Origin of the sequence: Novosphingobium album (ex Hu et al. 2023), assembly GCF_022832385.1 — a bacterium.
Lineage (GTDB): Bacteria > Pseudomonadota > Alphaproteobacteria > Sphingomonadales > Sphingomonadaceae > Novosphingobium > Novosphingobium album.
Window position 1 is genome coordinate 15,554 of sequence record NZ_JALHLE010000010.1, and the last position, 22,080, is coordinate 37,633.

The 22,080-nt window shown below is 65.1% G+C and carries 18 protein-coding genes; 13 read left to right on the top strand and 5 right to left on the bottom strand.

The genetic code is table 11. The features are described from left to right. The first annotated feature begins 80 nt into the window (after window positions 1-80). Window positions 81-1,850, top strand: coding sequence for a cation:proton antiporter (locus tag MTR64_RS08650; RefSeq protein WP_243992848.1), 1,770 nt, complete (start codon window positions 81-83; stop codon window positions 1,848-1,850). On the opposite strand, the gene MTR64_RS08655 is transcribed toward MTR64_RS08650, so the two are convergent. Then, window positions 1,832-2,290, bottom strand: coding sequence for an Lrp/AsnC family transcriptional regulator (locus tag MTR64_RS08655; RefSeq protein ID WP_243992850.1), 459 nt, complete (start codon window positions 2,288-2,290; stop codon window positions 1,832-1,834). The genes MTR64_RS08650 and MTR64_RS08655 overlap by 19 nt on opposite strands. Window positions 2,291-2,426: 136 nt before the next feature. Here MTR64_RS08655 and ald point away from each other — a divergent pair, with 136 nt between their 5' ends. Then, window positions 2,427-3,554 carry an alanine dehydrogenase gene (ald, locus tag MTR64_RS08660; RefSeq protein WP_243992851.1) on the top strand — a complete coding sequence of 376 codons (1,128 nt, stop codon included), beginning with the start codon at window positions 2,427-2,429 and terminating at the stop codon, window positions 3,552-3,554. 58 nt (window positions 3,555-3,612) lie between these two features. Then, the gene (locus MTR64_RS08665) at window positions 3,613-5,325 is read left to right on the top strand and encodes a diguanylate cyclase (RefSeq protein ID WP_243992853.1); all 1,713 of its coding nucleotides are present in this window, start codon (window positions 3,613-3,615) and stop codon (window positions 5,323-5,325) included. Here MTR64_RS08665 and MTR64_RS08670 read toward each other — a convergent pair. Next, on the bottom strand, window positions 5,312-5,710 hold the full coding sequence (locus MTR64_RS08670; protein ID WP_243992856.1) for an acyl-CoA thioesterase: 399 nt from the start codon (window positions 5,708-5,710) through the stop codon (window positions 5,312-5,314). The genes MTR64_RS08665 and MTR64_RS08670 overlap by 14 nt on opposite strands. Beyond that, window positions 5,707-7,797 carry a S9 family peptidase gene (locus MTR64_RS08675; RefSeq protein WP_243992858.1) on the bottom strand — a complete coding sequence of 697 codons (2,091 nt, stop codon included), beginning with the start codon at window positions 7,795-7,797 and terminating at the stop codon, window positions 5,707-5,709. The genes MTR64_RS08670 and MTR64_RS08675 overlap by 4 nt, the downstream gene beginning before the upstream one ends. 42 nt (window positions 7,798-7,839) lie before the next feature. On the opposite strand from MTR64_RS08675, the gene MTR64_RS08680 reads away from it, so the two are divergent. The 6 genes from MTR64_RS08680 to MTR64_RS08705 all read left to right on the top strand — a co-directional run bounded on the left by MTR64_RS08680 (window position 7,840) and on the right by MTR64_RS08705 (window position 13,572). Then, window positions 7,840-9,660, top strand: coding sequence for an aminopeptidase P family protein (locus tag MTR64_RS08680; protein ID WP_243992860.1), 1,821 nt, complete (start codon window positions 7,840-7,842; stop codon window positions 9,658-9,660). Between the two features lie 59 nt (window positions 9,661-9,719). After that, a complete protein-coding gene (locus tag MTR64_RS08685; RefSeq protein WP_243992862.1) occupies window positions 9,720-10,070 on the top strand; it encodes a VOC family protein in 351 nt (116 codons plus the stop codon). Beyond that, on the top strand, window positions 10,061-10,438 hold the full coding sequence (locus MTR64_RS08690) for a VOC family protein (RefSeq protein WP_243992864.1): 378 nt from the start codon (window positions 10,061-10,063) through the stop codon (window positions 10,436-10,438). The genes MTR64_RS08685 and MTR64_RS08690 overlap by 10 nt, the downstream gene beginning before the upstream one ends. 212 nt (window positions 10,439-10,650) lie before the next feature. Continuing rightward, entirely contained in the window at window positions 10,651-11,379 is a 729-nt protein-coding gene (locus tag MTR64_RS08695) for an EF-hand domain-containing protein (RefSeq protein ID WP_243992866.1), read from the top strand. Window positions 11,380-11,419: 40 nt separating this feature from the next. Next, window positions 11,420-12,154, top strand: coding sequence for a response regulator (locus tag MTR64_RS08700; RefSeq protein WP_243992868.1), 735 nt, complete (start codon window positions 11,420-11,422; stop codon window positions 12,152-12,154). Further along, entirely contained in the window at window positions 12,151-13,572 is a 1,422-nt protein-coding gene (locus MTR64_RS08705) for an ATP-binding protein (RefSeq protein ID WP_243992870.1), read from the top strand. Before MTR64_RS08700 ends, MTR64_RS08705 begins: the two co-directional genes overlap by 4 nt. Before the next feature lie 25 nt (window positions 13,573-13,597). Here MTR64_RS08705 and MTR64_RS08710 read toward each other — a convergent pair whose 3' ends face one another. Both MTR64_RS08710 and MTR64_RS08715 read right to left on the bottom strand, forming a co-directional pair. After that, complete coding sequence (locus MTR64_RS08710) at window positions 13,598-16,282, bottom strand: M1 family metallopeptidase (protein ID WP_243992872.1); 2,685 nt, start codon at window positions 16,280-16,282, stop codon at window positions 13,598-13,600. A 4-nt stretch (window positions 16,283-16,286) separates the two neighbouring features. Continuing rightward, a complete protein-coding gene (locus MTR64_RS08715; protein WP_243992874.1) occupies window positions 16,287-17,885 on the bottom strand; it encodes a helicase HerA-like domain-containing protein in 1,599 nt (532 codons plus the stop codon). A 127-nt stretch (window positions 17,886-18,012) separates the two neighbouring features. Here MTR64_RS08715 and pabB point away from each other — a divergent pair, with 127 nt between their 5' ends. From pabB to arfB, 4 genes are read left to right on the top strand one after another with little or no spacing between them, the layout of a single operon-like run. Continuing rightward, window positions 18,013-19,848: an aminodeoxychorismate synthase component I gene (gene pabB / locus MTR64_RS08720; RefSeq protein ID WP_243992876.1), complete on the top strand. Its 1,836-nt coding sequence runs from the start codon at window positions 18,013-18,015 to the stop codon at window positions 19,846-19,848. Continuing rightward, on the top strand, window positions 19,848-21,017 hold the full coding sequence (locus MTR64_RS08725; RefSeq protein ID WP_243992878.1) for a pyridoxal phosphate-dependent aminotransferase: 1,170 nt from the start codon (window positions 19,848-19,850) through the stop codon (window positions 21,015-21,017). The genes pabB and MTR64_RS08725 overlap by 1 nt, the downstream gene beginning before the upstream one ends. After that, entirely contained in the window at window positions 21,014-21,667 is a 654-nt protein-coding gene (locus MTR64_RS08730) for an RluA family pseudouridine synthase (protein WP_243992880.1), read from the top strand. The genes MTR64_RS08725 and MTR64_RS08730 overlap by 4 nt, the downstream gene beginning before the upstream one ends. After that, complete coding sequence (arfB, locus tag MTR64_RS08735) at window positions 21,664-22,080, top strand: alternative ribosome rescue aminoacyl-tRNA hydrolase ArfB (RefSeq protein WP_243992883.1); 417 nt, start codon at window positions 21,664-21,666, stop codon at window positions 22,078-22,080. Before MTR64_RS08730 ends, arfB begins: the two co-directional genes overlap by 4 nt.

Consider the following 22,080-nt stretch of genomic DNA (forward strand, 5'->3'; position numbering starts at 1 on the left):
GCCGCCCATAGGCGGGGTTGGTGATCGCCGATCCAGCGCCTAAATTGCACGTCACGCAACTGCCGCATCGGATGCCCCCCATGGAACACCAGACCCAGGCCTTTCCGCTGCAGGACGGATTCCTGCTGCTGGGAACGGCACTCGTCTTTGTGCTGCTGTTCCGGCGGCTGGGCCTTGGCGCGACGCTGGGCTACCTGCTCGCAGGAGCCGTTCTGGGGCCCTATGCACTCCATCTCGTTGGCGATCCCGAAAGCAAGATCGGCTTTGCCGAGCTGGGGATCACCCTGCTGCTGTTCATCGTCGGGCTCGAACTGGCGCCGCGGCGCCTGTGGCGGATGCGGCACGAGATCTTCGGGCTGGGCCTGCTGCAGGTGGCGCTGTGCGGACTTGCCGTTTCCTGGGTGATCCACACGTTCGCGGGCTTCACCATCGAGGCTTCGCTGGCACTGGGTCTACCGCTGGGCCTGTCCTCGACTGCGCAGGTGCTGCCGATGCTGCAGAGCGCCGGGCGGCTGCACACCCCGTTCGGGGAACGATCCTTCGCGATCCTGCTGTTTCAGGATCTCTCGATCATCCCCCTGATCACGATCATCGCCGCGATGAACCGAAACCCCGGCCTACCCGCCGGACCTCCGGGATGGCAACTGGCGCTGACCACGGTGCTGGCCATCGGCGGCCTCATCGCCGCCGGACGGTTCGTGATCCGCCCGCTGTTCCGCCTGATCGGCAATTTGGGCGAGCGCGAGATGTTCGTGTTCGCCGCGCTTTTCACCGTGCTCGCTTCGGCCGCGCTGATGCAGGCGCTCGGCCTCTCGACCGCACTGGGCGCCTTCATTGCCGGTGTCATGCTGGCTGACAGCCCCTATCGCCATGAACTCGAGGCCGACGTCGAGCCCTTCCGCTCGATCCTGCTGGGCCTGTTCTTCATGTCGGTGGGCATGATGCTTGACCTGTCCGCGATTGCCGAGCGGCCGTTGTTCGTGCTGGCTATGGCCATGGCGCTGATCGCGGTGAAATCGAGCGTGATCTTCGGGCTGGGCCTGCTCTTCAAAATGCACTGGCGCAGCGCTCTGGCACTGGGCCTGTTGCTGAGCCAGGGCGGCGAGTTCGGCTTCGTGCTGTTCGCGCAGGCCGCCGATGCCTGGCTGGTGGAACCGCAAGCCGCCAGCCTGTTTGGCGCCATCGTCACTCTGTCGATGGTCGCAACGCCGTTCCTGATGATGGCGACCCGGCGCATCCGGGAAGTGCCCGTGGTGGCAGGCGAACGCGAGGGCCCTCAAGACGACGGAGCCAGCGCCATCGTCGTGGGCTATGGCCGTTTCGGCCAGACTGTCGCACAATTGCTGATCGCCGCGCAGATCGAAGTGACGCTGATCGACACCGACATCGAGATGATCGACGTGGCGGGCGGTTTCGGCGCCAAGGTCTATTTTGGTGACGGAACCCGGATCGACCTGTTGCGGCAGGCGGGCGCTGCCGAAGCCGAACTCATCGCCTTCTGCATCGACGGCGACCAGTTGACAGAGGACTTCATCCACGCAGTCCACGCTGCTTTCCCCAAAGCGCAGGTCTACGCCCGCGTCTTCGACCGGCGCGGGCTGCTGCGGCTGAAGGGTTCGCCTGTAACGTCGATCACCCGCGAAGTGATGGAATCGGCAGTTATGCTTGCACGCAACGCCCTGCAGGGTCTCGGCGTGTCGCTGCAGGACATCGAAAAGGCCGAAACCCTGTACCGCTCGCGCGACAAGGAACGCCTTTCGGCGCAGTACGAAACCGGCGACTTGCGCACCGCACGCGACCGCATCCTGACCCAGCCGGTTCGCGGCGCGCGTCAACCGGGAACCGAGTAACCCTCGAACCGCTTGATCCGGCGGAGCGAAAAGCTGGTCTTCATCGCAGAGACACCGGGCAACTGCGCCAGGCAATCGCGGTGGACGTGGTCGTAGTGGTCGAGATCAGCGGCAGCCACGCGCAACAGGTAGTCGGCCGCCCCGCTCATGAGGTGGCATTCGAGAATGTCGTCGAAATCGAGCACGGCACGTTCAAACCGGTCCATGGCCTCGCGGCTCTGGCTGTTGAGCGTGATCTCGACGAAGACTTCGACCGACAGTCCCAGCCGCCGGGCATCGACCCGGGCTGCATAGCCCAGGATCAGTCCCTGCTCTTCCAGCGCCTTGATCCGGCGGTGACAGGCCGACGCCGAGAGATGGACGAGCGAGGCCAGTTCGGCGATCGAACGCGACGAATCCGCCTGAAGCGCTTCCAGCAAGGCGCGATCCGCGCGATCCATGATTATTTATCCTGCCACATTGATATTTTCCGGAATTTTATCCCTCATAAATTGCTAATCAAGCGCAAATTGGGTGAAACATTGCGCGGTTCCGGGTGTACTTTCCAGGCAGACATCCTCGCACCGGAGACGAACCTTGCGTGTCGGCACTGTCAGGGAAATCAAGAACCACGAATACCGCGTCGGCCTCACCCCCGAGAGCGTGCTGGAACTTATCCGTCACGGGCATGAAGTCTGGGTGGAAAGCGGCGCGGGCATCGGCATCGGCGCCAGCGACGCGGACTATCAGCGCAGCGGCGCGACGATGATCGCCACCGCCGCCGAAGTCTTCGAAGGCTGCGAAATGATCGTGAAGGTCAAGGAACCGCAGGCCGTCGAGCGCGCCATGCTGCGCAAGGGGCAGATCCTCTACACCTACCTCCACCTTGCTCCCGACCCGGAGCAGACCGCCGATCTCGTCCAGTCAGGCGTGACTGCGATTGCCTATGAAACCGTCACCGGACCGGGCGGCTCACTGCCGCTGCTCAAGCCGATGAGCCAGGTTGCAGGCCGCATGTCGATTCAGGCGGGCGCCACGGCGCTTGAAAAGGCAAACGGCGGGCGCGGCGTGCTGCTGGGCGGCGTCCCCGGCGTGATGCCGGGCAAGGTTGCCGTGATCGGCGGCGGCGTGGTCGGCTTCAACGCCGCACAGATGGCCGTGGGCCTCGGCGCCGACGTGACCATCCTCGATCGCAGCCCCGACGTGCTCGAACGGCTCGGCATCCATTTCGAAGCACGTGCCAAGACGCGCTTTTCCAGCAGCACCAACCTCGCCGAGAGCGTGGCCGAGGCCGATCTCGTGATCGGCGCCGTGCTGATCCCGGGCGCCGCCGCTCCCAAGCTCGTCACGCGTGAAATGCTCGGCACGATGAAGCCCGGCGCGGTGCTGGTCGATGTCGCCATCGATCAGGGCGGCTGCTTCGAGACCAGTCACGCGACGACCCATGCCGATCCCACTTTCGTGATCGACGGCATTGTCCATTACTGCGTCGCCAACATGCCCGGCGCCGTGGCCCGCACCAGCACTTATGCCCTCAACAACGTGACACTGCCGCACGCGCTCGCCATCGCCGATGCGTTCGACGGACCCGCTGGATGGAAAGCCGCTCTTCGGGCCGATCCCCATCTCGCGGCCGGCCTCAACGTGCATGAGGGGCAGGTGACATACGAGGCCGTAGCGCGGGAACTGGGTTACGATTTCGTACCGGCAGATTCGGTGCTCTAGTCGGTAAATTAACGAGGTTGTTAACCTCATATTGAAAGCCTTGTCCCATGGATCAGCCATGCGCCATGGGACAAGGCTCTTCCTGATTGGCCTGCTGGCTGTTCTCGGTACCCTGCTGAGTGCGCCCGCAGCCGCCACGACCGCCGGTTTTCCGGCCGGATCGGTCTGCACGGCGCTGGGTCCGGTCAGTGCCGGTGCCACCGGTCCGGTCAAGGATCCTTCCCGCTGGAACTGCCATGGCGCCCGCTGGACAATCGATGGTTCGAAAGCGAGTTTCGTGCGGATCGATATGTCCGGGCAGAATCTCCTGCCCGGTTCCGTGCTGACAACACGCCTGACCCGTTTCGAGCGGATGTGGCTGACGGCGATCGGCCGTGACGGGACCAGCGCCACGCGCGAAATCGCGCAAAGCGACCTGCAGTTTTCCTCCGTCCACTGGAAGATGCGCCTGCCCTTGCCGCATCTGAACGCGCCGCTGACCGCTTACGTCCTGAAAGTGACCGGAGCACGGCATCCGGGCCTGTTGTCGGACGTGCATGTCGCGCCGCCGCCGGACGAATCCCGGGTCGGCAATCAGCAAATCCTGCTCGCCATGCTCTGCGGGCTGATGCTCATGCCGCTGGTGCTGAACTTCGGGTTCTACCGGGTGCTGCGTCAGCCTTTCGCCCTATGGCACGCCCTCGCGGTCTTCGGGATGCTGGTGCAGACTTTTGTCGCCAGCGGTCTCGTGAACCGGTTCTTCTCGCCGTCGCTGCTCGAAATCTGCGTATTGTCTTCAGCAAGCCTGAGCCTTGCAAGCATTGCAGCCACGCAATTCCTGGCTTCGCTCGTCGAGCCCGACATGTTGGGCCGGCAGCAAAAGGCACTGCTCCGCGCTACCGGTCCGTGGATGGTCGTATGGTCGGTCTACTACCAGGTTGCCGGTGGCCCCCTGCTGTCGAGCGTTTCCTCAGTCTACTACGCGGCTTTCCTGCCGCTCTTCGGCATGCTTGTCTGGGCCATGTTCACCGCCGCACGGCGCGGCAGCCGCACGGTCTGGTTTCAGATCATCGGCTGGACGCCGCTGATCGGCATGGCGCTGGTCCGGATCGGATCCCTGCTGGGCATGGCGGATTCACCTCTGAGCGTCATGACCGCGCAGCACCTCTCGCTCGGCTTCGAGGTCCTGATGAGCACGCTGGGCGCCGCTGACCGCTTCATGACGATCAAGCACGAACGGGACCGCGCGCTCACCCAGTCCAAGTTCCTCGAAAGCCTCGCAGAACGTGATCCGCTGACCGGCCTCTACAACCGGCGCGGCTTCGAAGAACGTTATACACGGCTGGCCAAGAAGGGCTTCGACACCATGGCGGTGCTCGACCTAGATCTTTTCAAGACGATCAACGACACCCGGGGGCACGCCATGGGCGATGCTGTGCTCAAGGCGGTCGGGCGGGCGCTGATGCCTGACGAGGACACAGTTGCGGTGCGCTTCGGCGGCGAGGAATTCCTGCTGCTGATGCGCGGGCCGGACGCCGCCGACCGGGCGGAGCACCGCCGCCAGTCGATACCCGCACGCATTGCCGCGGAAATCTCTAGCCTCGACCGGCCCGTCACTGCCAGCATGGGCCTGATCACCCATGCCGTGCCCATGCGTTTCGCCGATCTCTACGCCAAGTGCGACAAGCTGCTCTATCAGGCCAAGTCGGAGGGCCGCAACCGCACCGTACGGACAGACATGAGAAGCCAGCCGGCCTCCAGCGAAGACCGCACGGTCGTCAATCTCCGGTAAACCGGACGGCCACCTCTTCCGGCACCCGCATGAGCCGGCCGCTGGCAATGTCGATCATGGCCCAGGTGGTCCGGGCGGACACGATCACCTTTCCCGCAGCATTGCGGAAATCCACACGCCGGTTGAACCGTGCGCCATGCGGACCGTCGGGAATGAAGGTCTCGGCTGACACGCTCTCGCCCTCACGGATATTGCCGCGGTAGTCGATCTCATGCCGGGTCACGACCCAGGCATATTTCGCGACCTGCTCCGGCGTTGCGCCCACTTCCCAATGGGAAGTTGCAATCGCCTCCATCCACTGCACCCAGACCGCGTTGTTCACGTGCCCCATCACATCAATGTGATGGGGCTCTGCCGTGAAGGTCCGGATGAAGCGGTTGCTCAACCCTCGACGCCGAGCTGCCATAGGATGAAGGCGAATTCCTCCGCCGTCTCCTTCAGGCTCTCGAACCGGCCCGACTTGCCACCGTGGCCCGCGCCCATATTGGTCTTGAAGATCAGTTCGTTGTCATCGCTCTTCAGCTCGCGCAGCTTCGCGACCCACTTGGCCGGTTCCCAGTACGTCACACGCGGGTCGTTGAGCCCGGCCGTGACCATCAGCGGCGGATAGGCCTGCGCCGTGATCTGGTCGTAGGGGCTGTAGCTCAGGATATGCTCGAAGGCGGCCTTGTCCTCGATCGGGTTGCCCCATTCGGGCCATTCGCCGGGGGTGAGCGGCAAGGTCTCGTCGAGCATGGTGTTGAGCACGTCGACGAAAGGCACGTGGGCCACCACCGCGCCCCACAGGTGCGGATCGGAATTGATCACCGCGCCCATCAGTTCGCCGCCTGCAGAGCCGCCAGCGATGGCGATCTTGCCCTCGCTGGTGAAACCGCGGTCGATCAGGCCCTTCGCGCAGTCCACGAAGTCGTTGAAGGTATTGGTGCGCCTTTCCAGCTTGCCCGCCTTGTACCAGGCGCGGCCCATGTCGTCACCGCCGCGGATATGGGCGATGGCATAAGCAAACCCGCGATCGACGAGGCTGAGCCGCGCGGTAGAGAAGCCGGGATCGATCGCAATGCCGTAGGCGCCATAGCCGTAGAGGTAGAGCGGCCCTGCGCCCGTGCGGTCCTTCCGGTACACGATCGACACGGGGATCGCGGTGCCGTCACGCGCGGTGATTTCCAGCCGCTCGGTCGCATAGAGCGAGGCGTCGTAGCCCGAGGGGATTTCCTGCACCTTGAGCGTTTCCATGGTGCGCGCGGCCACGTCGTAATCGAGCACCGAGGAGGGCATGACCATCGATTCGTAGGACAGCCGCAGCTTTTCCATATGCCATTCGGGATTGTTCGAAAGCCCGGCCGAAAAGCTCGCCTCGGGAAACTCGATCGGCTCGATCCGCGCGGGGTCGTCATAGTAGCGCACCTCGATCCGGTCGAGCCCGCGCACGCGGCCCTCGATCACGTAGAATTCGCGAAACAGGTCGACGCCGGTCAGGTAGAAATCATCCGTACCCTCGATCAGCGTCGTCCATTCGCCCGGATTGTCGAGCGGCGCGGTGGCGAGGCGGAAGTTCTCGTGGGTGTCGTTGGTGTGTATGTAGAGCACGCCATCGCGCTCATCGACGTCGTATTCCACGCCCTTCGCCCGTGCCTTGACAAGAATCTGGTCGCCCAGCGGGTCGTCGGCGCGGATCAGCCGCGCCTCGCTGGTCTCGTGATCGCTGGCGCCGATGATCAGCCACTTCTCGTTCGACGAGAGCGAGGAGCCGACGCGGAAACCCTCGTCATCCTCGTGGTAAAGCTCAACGTCCTTTTCGAGCGGCTCGCCGAGCCAGTGCAGGCGGGCATTGTCGGTGCGCCACTGCTCGTTCGCGAGCGAATAGACGAGGCCCTTGTCCTCAGCCACCCAGACGAGGCTGGAAAGCGTGCCGGGGATTTCATCGGGCAGCAGTTCGCCGGTCTCGAGGTTCTTGATCCGCGCGGTGAAACGTTCCGAACCGTTGTCGTCCACCGCATAGGCCAGCAGCTTGCCATTGGCGCTCACCGAGATGGCGCCGAGGCGGAAGTAGTCCTTGCCCTCTGCCAGCGCCACTTCGTCGAGCATCAGCTCGTCGGCAGAGCCATCGTCTTTGGCCGCCACGGGCTTGCGCCACCACTTCTTGTATTCTGCGCCTTCCTCGAACTCGATCCAGTAGAGCCAGTCGCCGTCCTTCTGCGGAACCGACTTGTCCGCTTCCTTGATGCGGCCGCGCATTTCCGTGAACAGCGCGTCGATGCGGGCCTGATGCGGCTTCATCCGCGTCTCGAACCAGGCATTTTCCGCTTCGAGGTGCGTCAGCACGTCCTTGTCGGTGACTTCCGGATAGCCGGGATCGCGCATCCAGGCATATTCGTCCGTGACCGTCAGATCGTGACGGGTGAAGGAATGCAGCTTTTTCGCCGCCTGCGGAGGACCGGAAAGGGTCGGGGTGGAATCTGCCATGGCTCGCATCTATGTAGCATTGATGCCCCCCGCAAGCCGGATACCCCTGACATGCTGATGAATACCCATGAAGCGCGCCTCGATGCCCTGCGCAAGGAACTAAAGGCACGCGGCCTCGATGGCTTCGTGATCCCGATTTCCGACGAGCACATGAGCGAATATGTCGGCGCCTATGCCCAGCGTCTCGCCTGGCTGACGGGCTTTGGCGGTTCGGCGGGCACGGTGGTGGTGCTGACCGATCCGGCTGCAGAGCCCTCGGCCGCGATCTTCGTCGACGGGCGTTACACCATCCAGGTGCGCGATCAGGTCGATGGGCGGCTCTATGCCTATGAAGGCACGCCGCAAAGCAGCCCCGCCAAGTGGCTCGAAGCCAACGCGCCTGAAGGTGCGGTGATCGGCTACGATGCCTGGCTGCACGGCGCGAAGTGGACCGACACCACGGGCAAGGCACTCGCCGCGAACGGCGGCAAGCTGGTGGCCGTGGAGAGCAACCCGATCGACGCGATCTGGGAAGACCGGCCCGCCCCCTCGCCCGCACCTGCTCTGGTGCATCCCAGCGACCTTGCGGGCGAAACCAGCGAAGCCAAGCGCGCGATGGTGTCCGAATGGCTGGCGGGCAAGAACCTCGACGCCACGGTCATCACCGCGCTCGATTCGATCGCCTGGCTGCTCAACATCCGCGGCACCGACGTGGAGCGCACGCCCGTTGCCCTGTCCTATGTGATCGCGAAGGCAGACGGCACGGCGGACCTGTTCATCGCCGAGGAGAAAGTCACGCCCGAACTGCGCCAGCACCTTGGCAATGCTGTGACCATCCAGCCGCGCGATGCGTTCGTGCCCGGGCTGGAAGCGCTTGCTGGCAAGCGCGTCGCCGTGGACCCGGATCATGCGGTCAGCGCCATCTTCGAGGTGCTGAAGCAGGCAGGCGCCACCGTGGTGGAAGAGCGCGATCCCACCGTTCTGCCCAAGGCGATCAAGAACCCTGTCGAACAGCAGGGCCACCGCGACGCGCAGGCGCGCGACGGCGCGGCGGTCTCGCAGTTCCTGCACTGGCTCTCCGGGGAAGGCCCCAAGGGCGAAGTCACCGAAGTGTCCGCCGCAGACCGCCTCGAAGCGTTCCGCAAGGCCTGCGGCGATCTGCGCGACCTGTCGTTCGACACGATCTCGGGCGCCGGGCCCAATGCTGCGATCTGCCACTACCGCGTGACCGACGAGACCAGCCTGACGCTGCAGCCAAACTCGGTCTATCTCGTCGATTCGGGTGGGCAGTACCCCGACGGCACCACCGACATCACCCGCACCGTCTGGATCGGGCCTGGTGAGCCGGGCGCCGAAGTGAAGGACCGCTTCACCCGCGTGCTCAAGGGACACATCGCCCTGTCCATGGCCGTGTTCCCCAAGGGCACGACCGGCTCCCAGCTCGATGTGCTGGCGCGCTATGCCCTGTGGCAGGCAGGGGTCGACTATGCCCATGGCACCGGCCACGGCGTCGGCAGCTTCCTGTCGGTCCACGAAGGCCCGCAGCGCATCGCCAAATCGGCTGGCGGGCAGTCGGGTTCCGATCAGGCGCTGATCCCCGGCATGTTCCTCTCGAACGAGCCCGGCTACTACAAGGCCGGTGAATACGGCATCCGCATCGAAAACCTGATCCTTGTCGAACCGCGCGCGATCGCAGGGGCAGAGGGCGAATACTACGGCTTCGAAACGTTGACCCACGTGCCGATCGAACGCCGTCTGGTCGATTGCAGCCTGCTCACCCGCGTCGAAGTGGAATGGTGGCACGCCTATCACGCCCGTGTCCTCGAAGTGGTTGGCCCGCAGCTCGAAGGCGAGGCCAAGGCGTGGCTGGAGGCCCAGTGCGCGCCCTTGTGAGTCCACCTATGTTCCTGTAATGTTCCATTCCTCAATGCGACTCGCAGGAGGATGGGAACATGATCGGCTACGTGACACTGGGAACCAACGACCGGGACCGCGGAGCGGCGTTTTACGACGCTGTCTGCGGCGAACTCGGCGTGGGCCGGATAATGGAGAACGAACAGTTCATCGCCTGGGGCGTGCCCGGCGGCGGCGCCGGGATCGGCCTGACAGCCCCGTTCGACGGCAAGCCCGCCACCGTCGGTAACGGCGTGATGGTCGCGCTCGAAGCAAAGGACGAAGCGCAGGTGCAGCGGATCCATGAAATCGCGCTGGCCCATGGCGGCACGTGCGAAGGCCCTCCGGGCCCCCGCGGCGACGGCTTCTATGCGGCAAAGACCGAAACGGAGAGAGAACGATGCCGGTAGCCCATGTAACCTTCGGGACCAACAACCTCGAGCGCGGCGCGCGCTTCTACGATGCCGTGATGGCCGAATTCGGCGGCGCGCGCACCTTTGCCCATGACAAGGCGATCGGCTGGAGCTTTCCCGACGGCGGGCCGAGCATCGGCATCACCTATCCGTTCGACGGTGAGGCCGCGAACCGGGGCAATGGCACGATGTTCGCCCTGATGGCGGCTGACGAGGACATGGTGCGGCGAGTCCATGCCGCAGCGCTGGCCAGCGGCGGAAGTTGCGAAGGGGAACCGGGCCTGCGCGCCAACGGGTTCTATGCCGCATACTTCCGCGACCCCGACGGAAACAAGATGAACGCGTTCTGCATGCCGGCAGCCTGATGACCGCCCCGCTAAACAGGCGTTCATCCAGTTTGCCGGACCATGAACGGCAGCGTCTGGCTGTGACAATTGACGACAAAATTCAGGAGTCACGGCACATCTGAGCGACAACGGCGCACTAGAACAGGGTCCAGAGAGCCGCGGGGCGAACCTTCCCCTCCCTTCCCCCGGTCCTGCGGCTCTCATCCTTTCCCTTTGGGAGTGAGATGACAATGAAGACTGCAATGAAGAAAATCACGCTTGGTCTTTCTGTCGCCGCGCTCGCGGTTGGCGGGATTGCCTATGCCCAGCAGACCCCTCCGGCAAAGCCCTTCATGGACGCAGACAAGGACGGCGTGATCACCCGCGCCGAAGCGCAGAAAGCCGCCGAAGACATGTTCGTGAAGCTCGACGTGAACAAGGATGGCAAGATCGATCAGGCCGACCGCGATGCACGGCACGCCGAACATCGTGCGGAAATGTTCGCAATGATCGACGCCAACAAGGACGGCTCGATCTCCAGGCAGGAGTTCATGGACGCCAAGCCACCGCACGGCCCCGGTGATCGCGGCCCGGGCGCTCCGGATGGCAATGGCCCGCCGCCCCCTCCCCCGGGAATGGATGGTGACAGCATGGGTGGCCCTGGCATGGGTGGGCCTGGCATGGGCGGTCCCGGCATGGGCGGCCCCGGAATGGATGGCCATCATCGGGGCGGCCCGGGCCGTGACGGACACGGCATGCATGGCCGTGGCGGAATGCGTGGCCACGGCATGATGATGCTCAAGATGGCCGACACCAACAATGACGGTGCCGTCAGCAAGGCCGAGTTCATGGCTGCTGCCACCAAGCACTTCGGCGACATGGATGCCAACAACGACGGCAAGGTCACCAAGGAAGAGCGTCAGGCCGCACGCCAGAAAATGAAGGCGCAGTGGCAGGCAGACAAGCCCGCGAAGAAGTGACTGGACAAACCCCGGCCAGGGAGTGTCGAAGAATACCCGTATGAACGATACCGCACTCCCCAAGCTGCTGCTTGTCGATGACGAAGCGGCCCTGCGCGAACCCCTGGGTGACTATCTGTCGCGCCAGGGGTTCGACGTCGTCCAGTCGGCCAGCGCGGCCGAAGCCCGCACCCGCCTGCGCGACGGCAAGTTCGATCTTGTCCTGCTCGACATCATGATGCCGGGCGAGGACGGCCTGTCGCTGTGCCGCCACCTTGTCGAAACGCAGGATATTCCGGTCATCTTCCTGACCGCGCGCGGCGAAGCGACCGACCGCATCGTCGGCCTGGAGATCGGCGCCGACGATTATGTCGTGAAGCCGTTCGAGCCGCGCGAACTGGTTGCCCGCATCCGCTCTGTGCTGCGGCGCGCTGCACGCAACGCGCCGCCCGTGCCGGAGAACGAAGCCTTCATGTTCGAAGGCTGGCACCTCGATCCGCTGAAGCGCCGCCTGACCGACCCCGAAGGCGCGGTGGTTGCCATTTCGTCGGTAGAGTTCCGTCTGCTCATGGCGTTTCTGGAGCATCCCCGTCAGGTGCTCAACCGCGACCGGCTGCTCGATATGGTGCAGGGCCGCGAGGCCCATCTGTTCGACCGTGCGGTCGACAATCAGGTCAGCCGCCTGCGCCGCAAGGTCGAGGTCGACAGCCGCAATCCGCAAATGATCCAGACGGTCTGGGGCGGCGGCTACATGCTGGCCACCGAAGTCAAGCGCGTGCCGCTCGATCCCGAATGAGAATTCCGCAGCCCCGAAGCCTGATGGGCCAGATGCTGCTGGCGGTGGCGGTCGCGTTGCTGCTCGTGCAGGGCCTCAGCTCATTCCTCGTCTACCAGGCGCAACGCGAAGCATACGAAACCGGCATGCTCAATGTGGCAGCCTTCCGGCTGATCGCCGACACCCGTGGCCCCGACACGTTCGCGCGGCCAAAGCGCGCGCCCGAAGGCGGACCGATCGCCGGTCCGCCTCCGCGCTCATATTCTCTCGAATTCAGTAATCGCTCTCCTGCAACAATCAGCGAACAACGCGACTCGCATGCGGAAAAGCGTCTGGAAAGCATCCTCGCCGATCAGAATTTCCCACCGTCTGAAATCGTCGTCGTACATCGCTCGGTGGGACAGGACCCCGCCGCCCGGCAAAGCACATTGCGACGGGCCGCCTTCCGCAACATGGCGCGGTTCGAGATCAATGACCTGATGAAGAGCCACCTGCTGGTCGTCGGCGTACGGCCACTGAACCATCAGGGCTGGCTCATTGCCCGCGTGCGGACCCCACGCGCCATGAACATCCTGCTGATGCCGCTCGTGCTGCAAACGCTGCTGATCTACGTCGTTCTGGTAGGTGCTGTCGCGTTGATCCTGCGGCGGATCACCCGCCCGCTCGCTGCGCTGACCCGCCGGGTGGAGCGCTTCGCGGCGACCCAGGACGCGGATGGCCAGATCACCCCTTCCGGCCCGGATGACATGCACCGCCTGATCGTCGCTCATAACGCGATGGAGGCCCGCATTGCCGCGATGCTGGACGAAAAGAACGTGATGCTGGGCGCCATCGGCCACGATCTAAAGACACCGCTGGCTGCCCTACGGGTCCGCATCGAGTCGGTCGAAGACGAGGGCGAGCGTGCCCGCATGGCCGCCACGATCGAGGACATCGTGCGTACGCTCGACGATATCCTGTCTCTGGCCCGCGTTGGCCGCCCCGGCGACCCGCGCGAGCGCACCGAACTGTCCGCCCTCGTCGCCTCCGTCGTCGAGGAATACGAGGACATGGGCGAGCCGGTCGAACTGGGCGATACCGAAAGGATCGTGCTCGAACTGCGCCCGACCTGGATGCGGCGGGCCTTGCGGAACCTGATCAGCAATGCACTGCGCTATGGCCAGTGCGCCCGCGTGACGCTGAAGCGCGAAGGTCAGCGCGCCATTGTCCTCATCGAAGACGACGGTCCGGGCATTCCCGCCGACAGGATCGACGACATGATGAACCCGTTCACGCGCGGAGACCCCTCGCGCAATTCGGCAACCGGCGGTGCCGGCCTCGGCCTCGCACTCGCCCGCGCCATTGCCGACCAGCACGGTGGTGCGCTCAAGCTGGCCAACCGGCTTTCACCCTCAGGAGAGGTCGCGGGCCTGACTGCGAGGCTGGAGGTTCCGGTCTGACCCGTGCCGCCCTAGCGGGGGCACCTCAACGCAGTTTCAGAAATTCCCCGTCGATCTGCTCGCCCATCATGTCTTCGAGCAAGCCGCAGTTGCGCACGCGTTCGATGGCCCGGTCGAGTTCAAGCGCCCCTGCAGTGCCTGCCAGCTTCTCCTGGAAATCCTGCGCGATGCGGCTTGCCCATGCGACCGAACAGAACCGGCCAAGCGCCTGCGGCAGGCGCGCCGAGAAGAACTGGCCGTCACTGCTTGCCAGCAGCCGGTCCACATTTGCCAGCGCCCAGTCATAGCCCAGCTCGCGCGTGGCGCTGCGGGCCATGATTCCATCCAGAAATTCGCGCTTCTCGCTCTCGCGAAGCCGGGGATCGTCGAGCGTCAGCAGCCAGGATGCCAGGTCCTTGCTGCTGGTGCGTGCCGCCGCCCGCAATGCAGTCGGCCGGAATACCGGATCCTCTGAATTCAGCGCCTTTTCGACCAGTCCCCGCGTGGCTGCTTCCTTGCCTTCGAACAGGTAGACGTCGAGCGCGTGATCGAGCCATGCCGGGTCCAAAGCCGCCTTGTCCCCGGCCAGATATGCTTTCGCGGCTTCGGCCAGCTGATGCCGCAGATCCTTGCCGCGGCCAGTCCCAAGCATGGCGGCAACGATCTGGATTCGCCGCTGCGATCGCGCGGGTGCTTCATAGGCATAGACGCCCGCGCGTGGATCGAATCCGTATTGCCGCAGCAGATTCGTGTAGAGACGCTCACGGTACAGGCGAAACATCCTCCGCCCCTGCGTGCTGACCATGCCATCGTTGACGAGTTGGCTGAGCGCCCTGTCCGGAGCATCTGCCGCGTGCGGGTCCGGGTGACGGATCAGCTTGTGTCCCAGCCGGGCCATTTCAGCGATCGTGCCACGGCCGGCGCGGATCGATGCAGAGAGCGAATCGACGAGAGCCTGCGCCTCGCCGCCCGGCAATGTGCCGGCTTCCGAGATCAGCTGGGCCCAGTGCCGCGCCGTCAGTTCAAATCGGTAGTAGCCGGTTCCGCCGGCGTTCGGGAACACCGGCCCCATGCCAGGCATGGTGAAGGCCTGCGTGCGCTGGTCCATGAGCAGGCACCGGCGCACCGCGCCGCGCCGCAGGCACAGCGGAATAATCCATAGCGAATCCGGGGGGGCGACACCCGCCGTAGTGTAGCGCAGCTGGGTAATCGTGACCTTGTCTCCCTGCTGGCGCATCGCCAGCAGCGGAACGCCCTGCTGCTCGACGAAACTGCGCATCGCCTCGACCAGCCTGGGATCCCCCGCGGCATCGGCCAGCGCCGCAAAGAAATCGTCACTGGTCGCTGCGCCGAAACGGTGCGCCGCGATGAAACGGCGCACGCCCTCACGAAACTTGTCTTCCCCCAACCAGGCCGCGACCATGCCGACGATGTGCCCCCCCTTGCCATAGGTGATGGAATCGAACGCGGAGTCGATCCGGGTGTTCGTCTCGATTGGCTGACGCACCGGCCGCCCGGCCAGCAGCGCATCGGTTTCCATCGCCCGGAAGCCATCGCTCAGGGCATCGCCCATGATGCCCAGATCGGGCCGCCAGGCGTCACCGATGCGATAGCCGATCCAGTTGGCAAAACTCTCGTTCAGCCAGATGTCGTCCCACCAGGCGGGCGTCACCAGATCGCCGAACCACTGATGGCCCAGTTCGTGCCCGACGATCACGCCGAAATCGCGCTGCTGCACCACCGGGGCGCTGGCATCCATCACCAGAATATCGTCACGATAGAGGTCCGCGCCGGCATTCTCCATCGCGCCAGGCAGGATCGGCGTGGTCACCTGATCGAGCTTGGGAAAGGGAAACGGCTCTCCGAAGTACTCTTCCAGAAGGCCGACAATCTCGCGCGTGCCGGCCATGGCAAAGGCGAGCTTGCCCGCGTTCTGTTGCGTCGAATCGATACGCACCGGCAAAGGGAACGGGCGCAGGCCATTCGGCGGCACCGTGCCTTCGAGGCTGGCGAATGGCCCCACCATCATCGCCACGAGGTATGTCGGCAACGGCAGCGTTGGAGCGAAGCGGTGGACGGCATGGCCATCCACTGTCTCCGGCGGGCCCTGTGCGGGACCATTGCTTATGGCCTTGAGCCCCGGCGGTGTCCGCAGTGTGATCGTGAACGGGGTCTTGAAGCCCGGCTGGTCGAAACAGGGAAAGGCCGCGCGCGCGTCGATCGATTCGAACTGGGTCCAGCTGTACCAGGCCTTTTCGACTTCGACATGAAACATGCCCGCCGGACCATCGGCAAAGGCCGCGCTATAATCGAAAGCCAGCGTGACCGGCCCGGCAGGCAGTACATCGTCGAACGTGAGCCGCACGACTCCCGTCGGATCGCGTTGCTGCCAGTGCCCCGCGATGGACCGGCCCGCCACTTGCGCGACGGCTCGCGAGACCGAAAGCCCGCGGCCATGCAGATCGACGAATCCCTGCGCCCGCGCGAGCCTGACGTCGATCTCGGCATGGCCCGAAAAGCGCGCGGCCGCAGGATCGACGATCAGGTCCAGCCGGTAGGCCTGCGGCACCACATCGTCGCCCAACCTGCCCAGCGGCAGCACATGTCCTGGCAGGACCGTGATTTCCTCCGGCACCGGGGCACTGTCCGCAGACGTTGCCTGCGCGCGAACCGCAGCCGGAAGGATCGCGAAAAGGAGGGCAAGGAAAAACAGGCAGCGCAATGAGCCCATCGGCCTAGCGCATCAGCCCCCCGATCAGATTGCGTGCAAAACGGCCAAGCCCCGGCACGCCGATGGCGCGGCCCAGCGTATCGCCGATCGTCCCGGCCGCAGCACTGGCCGCCGAGGCAGAAGGGCTGGCACGGCTCTTCTTGCCCTGAATGGTCTGGGCCAGGATGGACCCGGCGCTCGCCGCAGCGGCCCCGGCTGCGGCCTTCGCCATCTTGCCGCCGATCCCGTCCCACAGGCTCGGACTCTTGCGCTCGCGCTTGCGCACTTCCTCCTCGCCCTTCTCGGCCACTTCCTGCGCGGTGGCCGCAGCATCGGCGGCCTTGGCGGCGAGCACTTCCTCGGCGCTCTCGCGATCGACGCGGGCATCGTACTTGCCGTCGAACGGACTGATCGACTGGATGATCGCGCGCTCCTTCGCCGTGACCGGCCCCAGCCGCGAGCGCGCGGGCGCGATCAGCGTGCGCTGGACCACGGTGGGCGCCCCCTCCTCGTCCAGCGTCGAAACCAGCGCCTCACCCACCTTGAGTTCGGTGATCGCCGTCTCGACATCGAGGTCGGGATTGATGCGGAAGGTATCCGCCGCCGCCTTGATCGCCTTCTTGTCGCGCGGGGTAAAGGCGCGCAGCGCGTGCTGCACGCGGTTGCCAAGCTGCCCGGCCACATCCTCGGGAATGTCGATAGGGTTCTGCGAGCAGAAATAGACGCCCACGCCCTTCGAGCGGATCAGGCGCACCACCTGCTCCACCTTGTCCTCCAGCGCTTTGGGGGCATCGTCGAACAGCAGGTGCGCCTCGTCGAAGAAGAAGACGAGCCGGGGTTTTTCCGGGTCGCCCACTTCGGGCAGCGCCTCGAACAGTTCGGAGAGCAGCCACAGCAGGAACGTGGCGTAGAGCTTGGGGCTGCGCATCAGCCTGTCGGCGGCGAGCACATTGATGTAGCCGCGCCCCTGATCGTCGCACTTGATGAAATCCTCGATCTCCAGCGCGGGCTCGCCGAAGAACTGCGCGGCCCCCTGGCTGTCCAGTGAGAGCAACTGGCGCTGGATCGCGCCAACGCTGGCCTTTGTCACGTTGCCGTACTTGGCGGACAAGTCCGAGGCATTCTCCGCCGCATAGGCCAGCATCGACTGGAGGTCTTCCAGATCGAGCAGCAGCAGGCCCTGTTCGTCGGCAAAGCGGAAGACGATGTTGAGAATGCCTTCCTGCGTCTCGTTGAGGTCCATCAGCCGCGAAAGTAACAGCGGCCCCATTTCCGAGATCGTGGTGCGCACCGGATGACCCTGTTCGCCGTAGATATCCCAGAATACCGCCGGATTATCGGCATAGGCATAGTCGGTAAGGCCGATCTCTTTCGCGCGGCTTTCCAGCTTGTCGGCATGCTTGAACGTGGCGCTGCCCGCCATCGAGATGCCCGAAAGATCGCCCTTCACGTCGGCAAGGAACACCGGGACCCCGGCGGCGGAGAATTGCTCGGCGATGCTCTGGAGAGTGACGGTCTTGCCGGTGCCCGTGGCGCCCGCGATCAATCCGTGCCGGTTGGCCCTTCCGAGCAGCAGTTCCTGCTTCTCGCCATTGCCGCCCAGCCCCAGGAATATCTCGCTCATCAGCCACCTAACCCGTTCTGCCGATTTACCATTACACACGGTGATAGAGCGCCTGCCCCGTCAGCGCGAGAGTGTTTTTGCCAGCGGCCGATGTCGCCGCTAAAGGGCGAGTTTCGAACCGACCCCCATGGCAGACCCCTTCGTCCTTCTCGATGATGCGCGCGTGAGCGGCGCCGCCGATGCCCGGCTCTACCGCGATCCGGTGGAGACCGTGGTGGCGACGCGCGCCAGCGACGTGCTGGCCGCGCTCGAACGGATCGAAGCCCTGTCGCGCGAGGGCCATCATCTGGCCGGGTATCTTGCCTACGAGGCCGGGCTTGCCCTCGAGCCCCGGCTCGCCCGGCTGCTTCCTGCTGCAACCGACCTTGCCGGGCCACTGCTCTGGTTCGGTGCCTTCGCGGATTGCGAGCGCATCGCAACCGGCGATGTGTCCCGCTGGCTGGCCTCTGAAGCCGGCTCCGGCACCCCGGCGATCGGCCCTCTCGAACCGCTGAGCGGCATCGGCACCTATGAGCGCCGGTTCGAGATCCTGCGCGATGCGATCGAGGCGGGCGACATCTATCAGGCCAACCTGACCTTCCCTCTCGAAGGGCCATGGCACGGCGATCCGCTGGCGCTCTATGCCGCGATCCGGCCCAGCGCCGCCGCGGGCTATGGCGGAGTGATCCACGATGGCAGGCACTGGCACCTGAGCTTCTCGCCCGAACTGTTCTTTTCGCTACAGGGCGGATCGGTCCGCGTGAAGCCGATGAAAGGCACCCGTCCGCGCAGCCGCGATCCCCAAGAGGACGCCCGCCTGCGCGAGGACCTACGGGCCAGCGCCAAGGACCGCGCCGAGAATCTGATGATCGTCGACCTCATGCGCAACGATCTCTCCCGCGTCGCGCAGCCGGGGTCCGTCGCGGTGGAGCACCCCTTCAGCGTCGAAAGCTATCCGACGGTCCACCAGATGGTCTCACCGGTCCATGCCAGCCTGCAGCCCGGAAAGGGCGCGGTGGATCTGCTCCGTGCGCTGTTTCCCTGCGGATCGATCACCGGTGCTCCAAAGATCCGGGCCATGGAACTGATCGCAGCGACCGAAGACGGACCGCGCGGCGTCTATTGCGGGTCGATCGGGCATATCGAACCCTCTGGCGATGCGGCGTTTAATGTGGCAATCCGCACCTTGCGCCTGTCGGTTGACGGGACCGGAGGAGGCAACAACGGCGGCGGCCGCGCGGTCCTGGGTGTCGGATCGGCCATCGTCGCGGATTCTGAGGCGCTTCCCGAATGGCGGGAATGCCTGATCAAAGGGGGTTTCGTGCGAGAGTCGGAAGCGCGGCAACCGGGAGAGACAGCCTCGCCCGCAAGCTTCGATCTTATCGAAACGATGCATTTCACGCCCGAAGAAGGCATTCCGCTGCTCGAACTCCATCTGGAGCGGATCAAGGCGAGCGCCGCCGCTCTGGGCTTCCTGTTCGACCGCCATGCCGTGCGCAATGCGATCCAGGCCCTGTGCTTCGATGCCGACAAGCCCGCGAAGTTACGGCTCGTCTCCTCCCGCAGCGGCGCCTATGCGCTGGAACTGGCGGACATGCCCGAAAGCCTGCCCGCACCGGCTATCGTCGGCGTGCTGCGGATGCCGGTGGACCACGGCGACTGGCGCCTCACCCACAAGACCAGCGACCGCGGCTTTTACGAAGCTGGCCTCGCCGCAGCCAAAGCCGCCGGTGCGCACGAAGCGTTGTTCCTGCGCGATGACGGGCTCGTCACCGAAGGCACCTTCACCAATCTGTTCGTCGAACGCGGCGGCCAGCTTCTCACCCCGCCCGCACGGCTCGGGCTACTGCCCGGCGTGCTGCGCCGCTCGCTGATCGAAGAGGGACGCGCCGTCGAGGCCGACCTGACGCTCGACGATCTCGCGGACGGCTTCTTCATTGGCAATGCCCTGCGCGGCCTCATCCCAGCCCGGTTACTCACCTGATGCATCTTTCCACTGCCCTTTCCCGCATCGCCCCCTCGCAGACGACGGCGATGACCGACCGCGCCACCCAGCTTCGCGAGCAGGGCCGCGACATCATCTCGCTCTCGGTCGGCGAACCGGACTTCGCGACGCCGCCGCATGTCCTGGCCGCCGCCAAGGCCGCGCTCGATGCGGGCGACACGAAATACACCCCCGTCGGCGGCACCTCGCGCCTGAAGCAGGCCGCTGCGCGGCACTTCGCGCGCGACCTCGGCATCGAAGTGCCCGCCTCGCAAGTCACGGTGAGCGCGGGCGGCAAGCAGGCGATCTTCCATGCCATCATGGCCACGGTAAGCGAAGGCGAGGAAGTGATCGTGCCCGCACCCTGGTGGGTAAGCTATCCCGAAATCATCCACTTCGCGGGCGGTAAGGTGGTTCCATTGCGCACGCACGCGAAGGACAACTTCCGCTTCACTTCTGCCGACCTCGAAGCGCAGATCGGGCCGCGCACGCAATGGCTCATGCTCAACAGCCCCGGCAATCCCACCGGTGCCTGCTATCCCGCGGACATGCTGCTAGGCATCGGCGAAGTGCTGCGCCGTCACCCGAAAGTGCTGGTGATGTCCGACGACATCTACGCGCCGATCAACTACACCGGCCAGCGCCACGCGACGCTGGCGAACCTATGCCCGGACCTTGCCGACCGCGTGCTCACCATCTCCGGTGTCTCGAAGAGCCACGCCATGACGGGCTTCCGGATCGGCCTTGCCGCCGGGCCGGAGTGGCTGATCAGGGCGATGGAGAAGCTGCAATCGCATTCCTCGGGCAATCCCTGCTCGATCAGCCAGGCCGCTGCCGTCGCCGCGCTGGAAGGACCCCAGGACTTTCTGGCCGACTGGTGCGAACGTTTTCGTGGGCGGCGTGATCTTGTTGTGACCGCCATCAACGCCATTCCGGGTCTTTCGACTCCGGTGCCCGACGGCGCCTTCTACTGCATGGTCGATGCCGCGCCACTGATGGCGCGCTTCGGTGACGACAAGGCACTGGCCCTGCACCTGCTGGAGCATGGCGTGGCGATCGTCCCGGCATCGGCGTTCGGCGGGCGAGATGGCTTCCGCATCAGCTTCGCAGCCGACGAGGCCACGCTGACGGAAGCCTGCCGCCGGATCGCAAAGGCGGTGACGGAATGAAGATCGACATCCTGTTCGAAGACGGTGAGGCGCTCGTCATCGACAAGCCCGGCGGGCTGCCACTGGACCGTCCGCGCGCGGGCGGTCCCTGCCTCGAGGACCACCTCGAAGACCTCAAGCTCGGCTTCCAGCGCGCACCCGCCCCGGTGCACCGGCTCGATCAGGACACTTCGGGATGCCTGCTGCTGGCGCGCAATCCCAAGGCGCTGAAACGCTTCTCTGCCGCCTTCGAGGAACGGCTGGTGGAAAAGCGCTACCTCGGCATCGTCGCAGGCGAACTCACCGAGGACGAGGGCAAGATCGAACTCTCGCTCTCCAAAGTCAGCACCGCCAAGAGCGGCTGGCGGATGATCCCCGCGCGCAAGGGCAAGCCGGCGGTGACACACTGGCGCAAGCTCGACAGCCTGAACGGCCTGACGCTCGTCGAATTCCGGCCCGAGACCGGCCGCACCCACCAGATCCGCGTCCATGCCGCCTCCGGCCTCGGCGCGCCGCTGCTGGGCGATCCGGTCTACGGCACGGGCAAGGGAGCGCCGCGGACGATGCTCCACGCCGCCGGACTGACCGTGCCGCGTGGCGAGAAGCTGCCTATCGTCGCGGAAAGCCCGATGCCCGCCGATTTCACGGCTCTCGGCTTCTCGGATGCATGAGCCCGGTTGAGGACACCGTCAACCGGGCTCAGGCGCTGGCGAGCGAAAGCTTCATCGCCTCGGCCGGTCCCGGCGGGCAGAACGTCAACAAGGTGGCGACGGCGGTGCAGCTGCGCGTCAACGTCTATGCCCTGCGCCTCTCACCCCCGGTCTTCGCCCGGTTCAAGGAACTGGCGGGCAGCCGCATGACCTCGCACGGCGAACTGGTGCTGACAGCACGCAAGTTCCGCACGCAGGAAGCCAACCGCGCCGATGCCCGCGAACGCCTGGCCGAACTGATCGAGGAAGCACATAAGCTGCCCGAAAAGCGCGCCAAGAGCCGTCTCAACCGGATCGGCAAGGAGCAGCGCCTGAAAGGCAAGAAGTTGCGCAGCTCGGTCAAGGCCGGGCGCGGCAAGGTCAGCTTCGACTGA

Excerpts from the sequence above, each read along its gene's own strand:
- MTR64_RS08650 (WP_243992848.1), top strand. The coding sequence starts at position 81 with ATGGAACACCAGACCCAGGCCTTTCCGCTGCAGGACGGATTCCTGCTG.
- MTR64_RS08655 (WP_243992850.1), bottom strand. The coding sequence starts at position 2,290 with ATGGATCGCGCGGATCGCGCCTTGCTGGAAGCGCTTCAGGCGGATTCG.
- MTR64_RS08665 (WP_243992853.1), top strand. The coding sequence starts at position 3,613 with ATGCGCCATGGGACAAGGCTCTTCCTGATTGGCCTGCTGGCTGTTCTC.
- MTR64_RS08675 (WP_243992858.1), bottom strand. The coding sequence starts at position 7,797 with ATGCGAGCCATGGCAGATTCCACCCCGACCCTTTCCGGTCCTCCGCAG.
- MTR64_RS08680 (WP_243992860.1), top strand. The coding sequence starts at position 7,840 with ATGCTGATGAATACCCATGAAGCGCGCCTCGATGCCCTGCGCAAGGAA.
- MTR64_RS08685 (WP_243992862.1), top strand. The coding sequence starts at position 9,720 with ATGATCGGCTACGTGACACTGGGAACCAACGACCGGGACCGCGGAGCG.
- MTR64_RS08690 (WP_243992864.1), top strand. The coding sequence starts at position 10,061 with ATGCCGGTAGCCCATGTAACCTTCGGGACCAACAACCTCGAGCGCGGC.
- MTR64_RS08695 (WP_243992866.1), top strand. The coding sequence starts at position 10,651 with ATGAAGACTGCAATGAAGAAAATCACGCTTGGTCTTTCTGTCGCCGCG.
- MTR64_RS08700 (WP_243992868.1), top strand. The coding sequence starts at position 11,420 with ATGAACGATACCGCACTCCCCAAGCTGCTGCTTGTCGATGACGAAGCG.
- MTR64_RS08705 (WP_243992870.1), top strand. The coding sequence starts at position 12,151 with ATGAGAATTCCGCAGCCCCGAAGCCTGATGGGCCAGATGCTGCTGGCG.
- MTR64_RS08710 (WP_243992872.1), bottom strand. The coding sequence starts at position 16,282 with ATGGGCTCATTGCGCTGCCTGTTTTTCCTTGCCCTCCTTTTCGCGATC.
- MTR64_RS08715 (WP_243992874.1), bottom strand. The coding sequence starts at position 17,885 with ATGAGCGAGATATTCCTGGGGCTGGGCGGCAATGGCGAGAAGCAGGAA.
- pabB (WP_243992876.1), top strand. The coding sequence starts at position 18,013 with ATGGCAGACCCCTTCGTCCTTCTCGATGATGCGCGCGTGAGCGGCGCC.
- MTR64_RS08725 (WP_243992878.1), top strand. The coding sequence starts at position 19,848 with ATGCATCTTTCCACTGCCCTTTCCCGCATCGCCCCCTCGCAGACGACG.
- MTR64_RS08730 (WP_243992880.1), top strand. The coding sequence starts at position 21,014 with ATGAAGATCGACATCCTGTTCGAAGACGGTGAGGCGCTCGTCATCGAC.
- arfB (WP_243992883.1), top strand. The coding sequence starts at position 21,664 with ATGAGCCCGGTTGAGGACACCGTCAACCGGGCTCAGGCGCTGGCGAGC.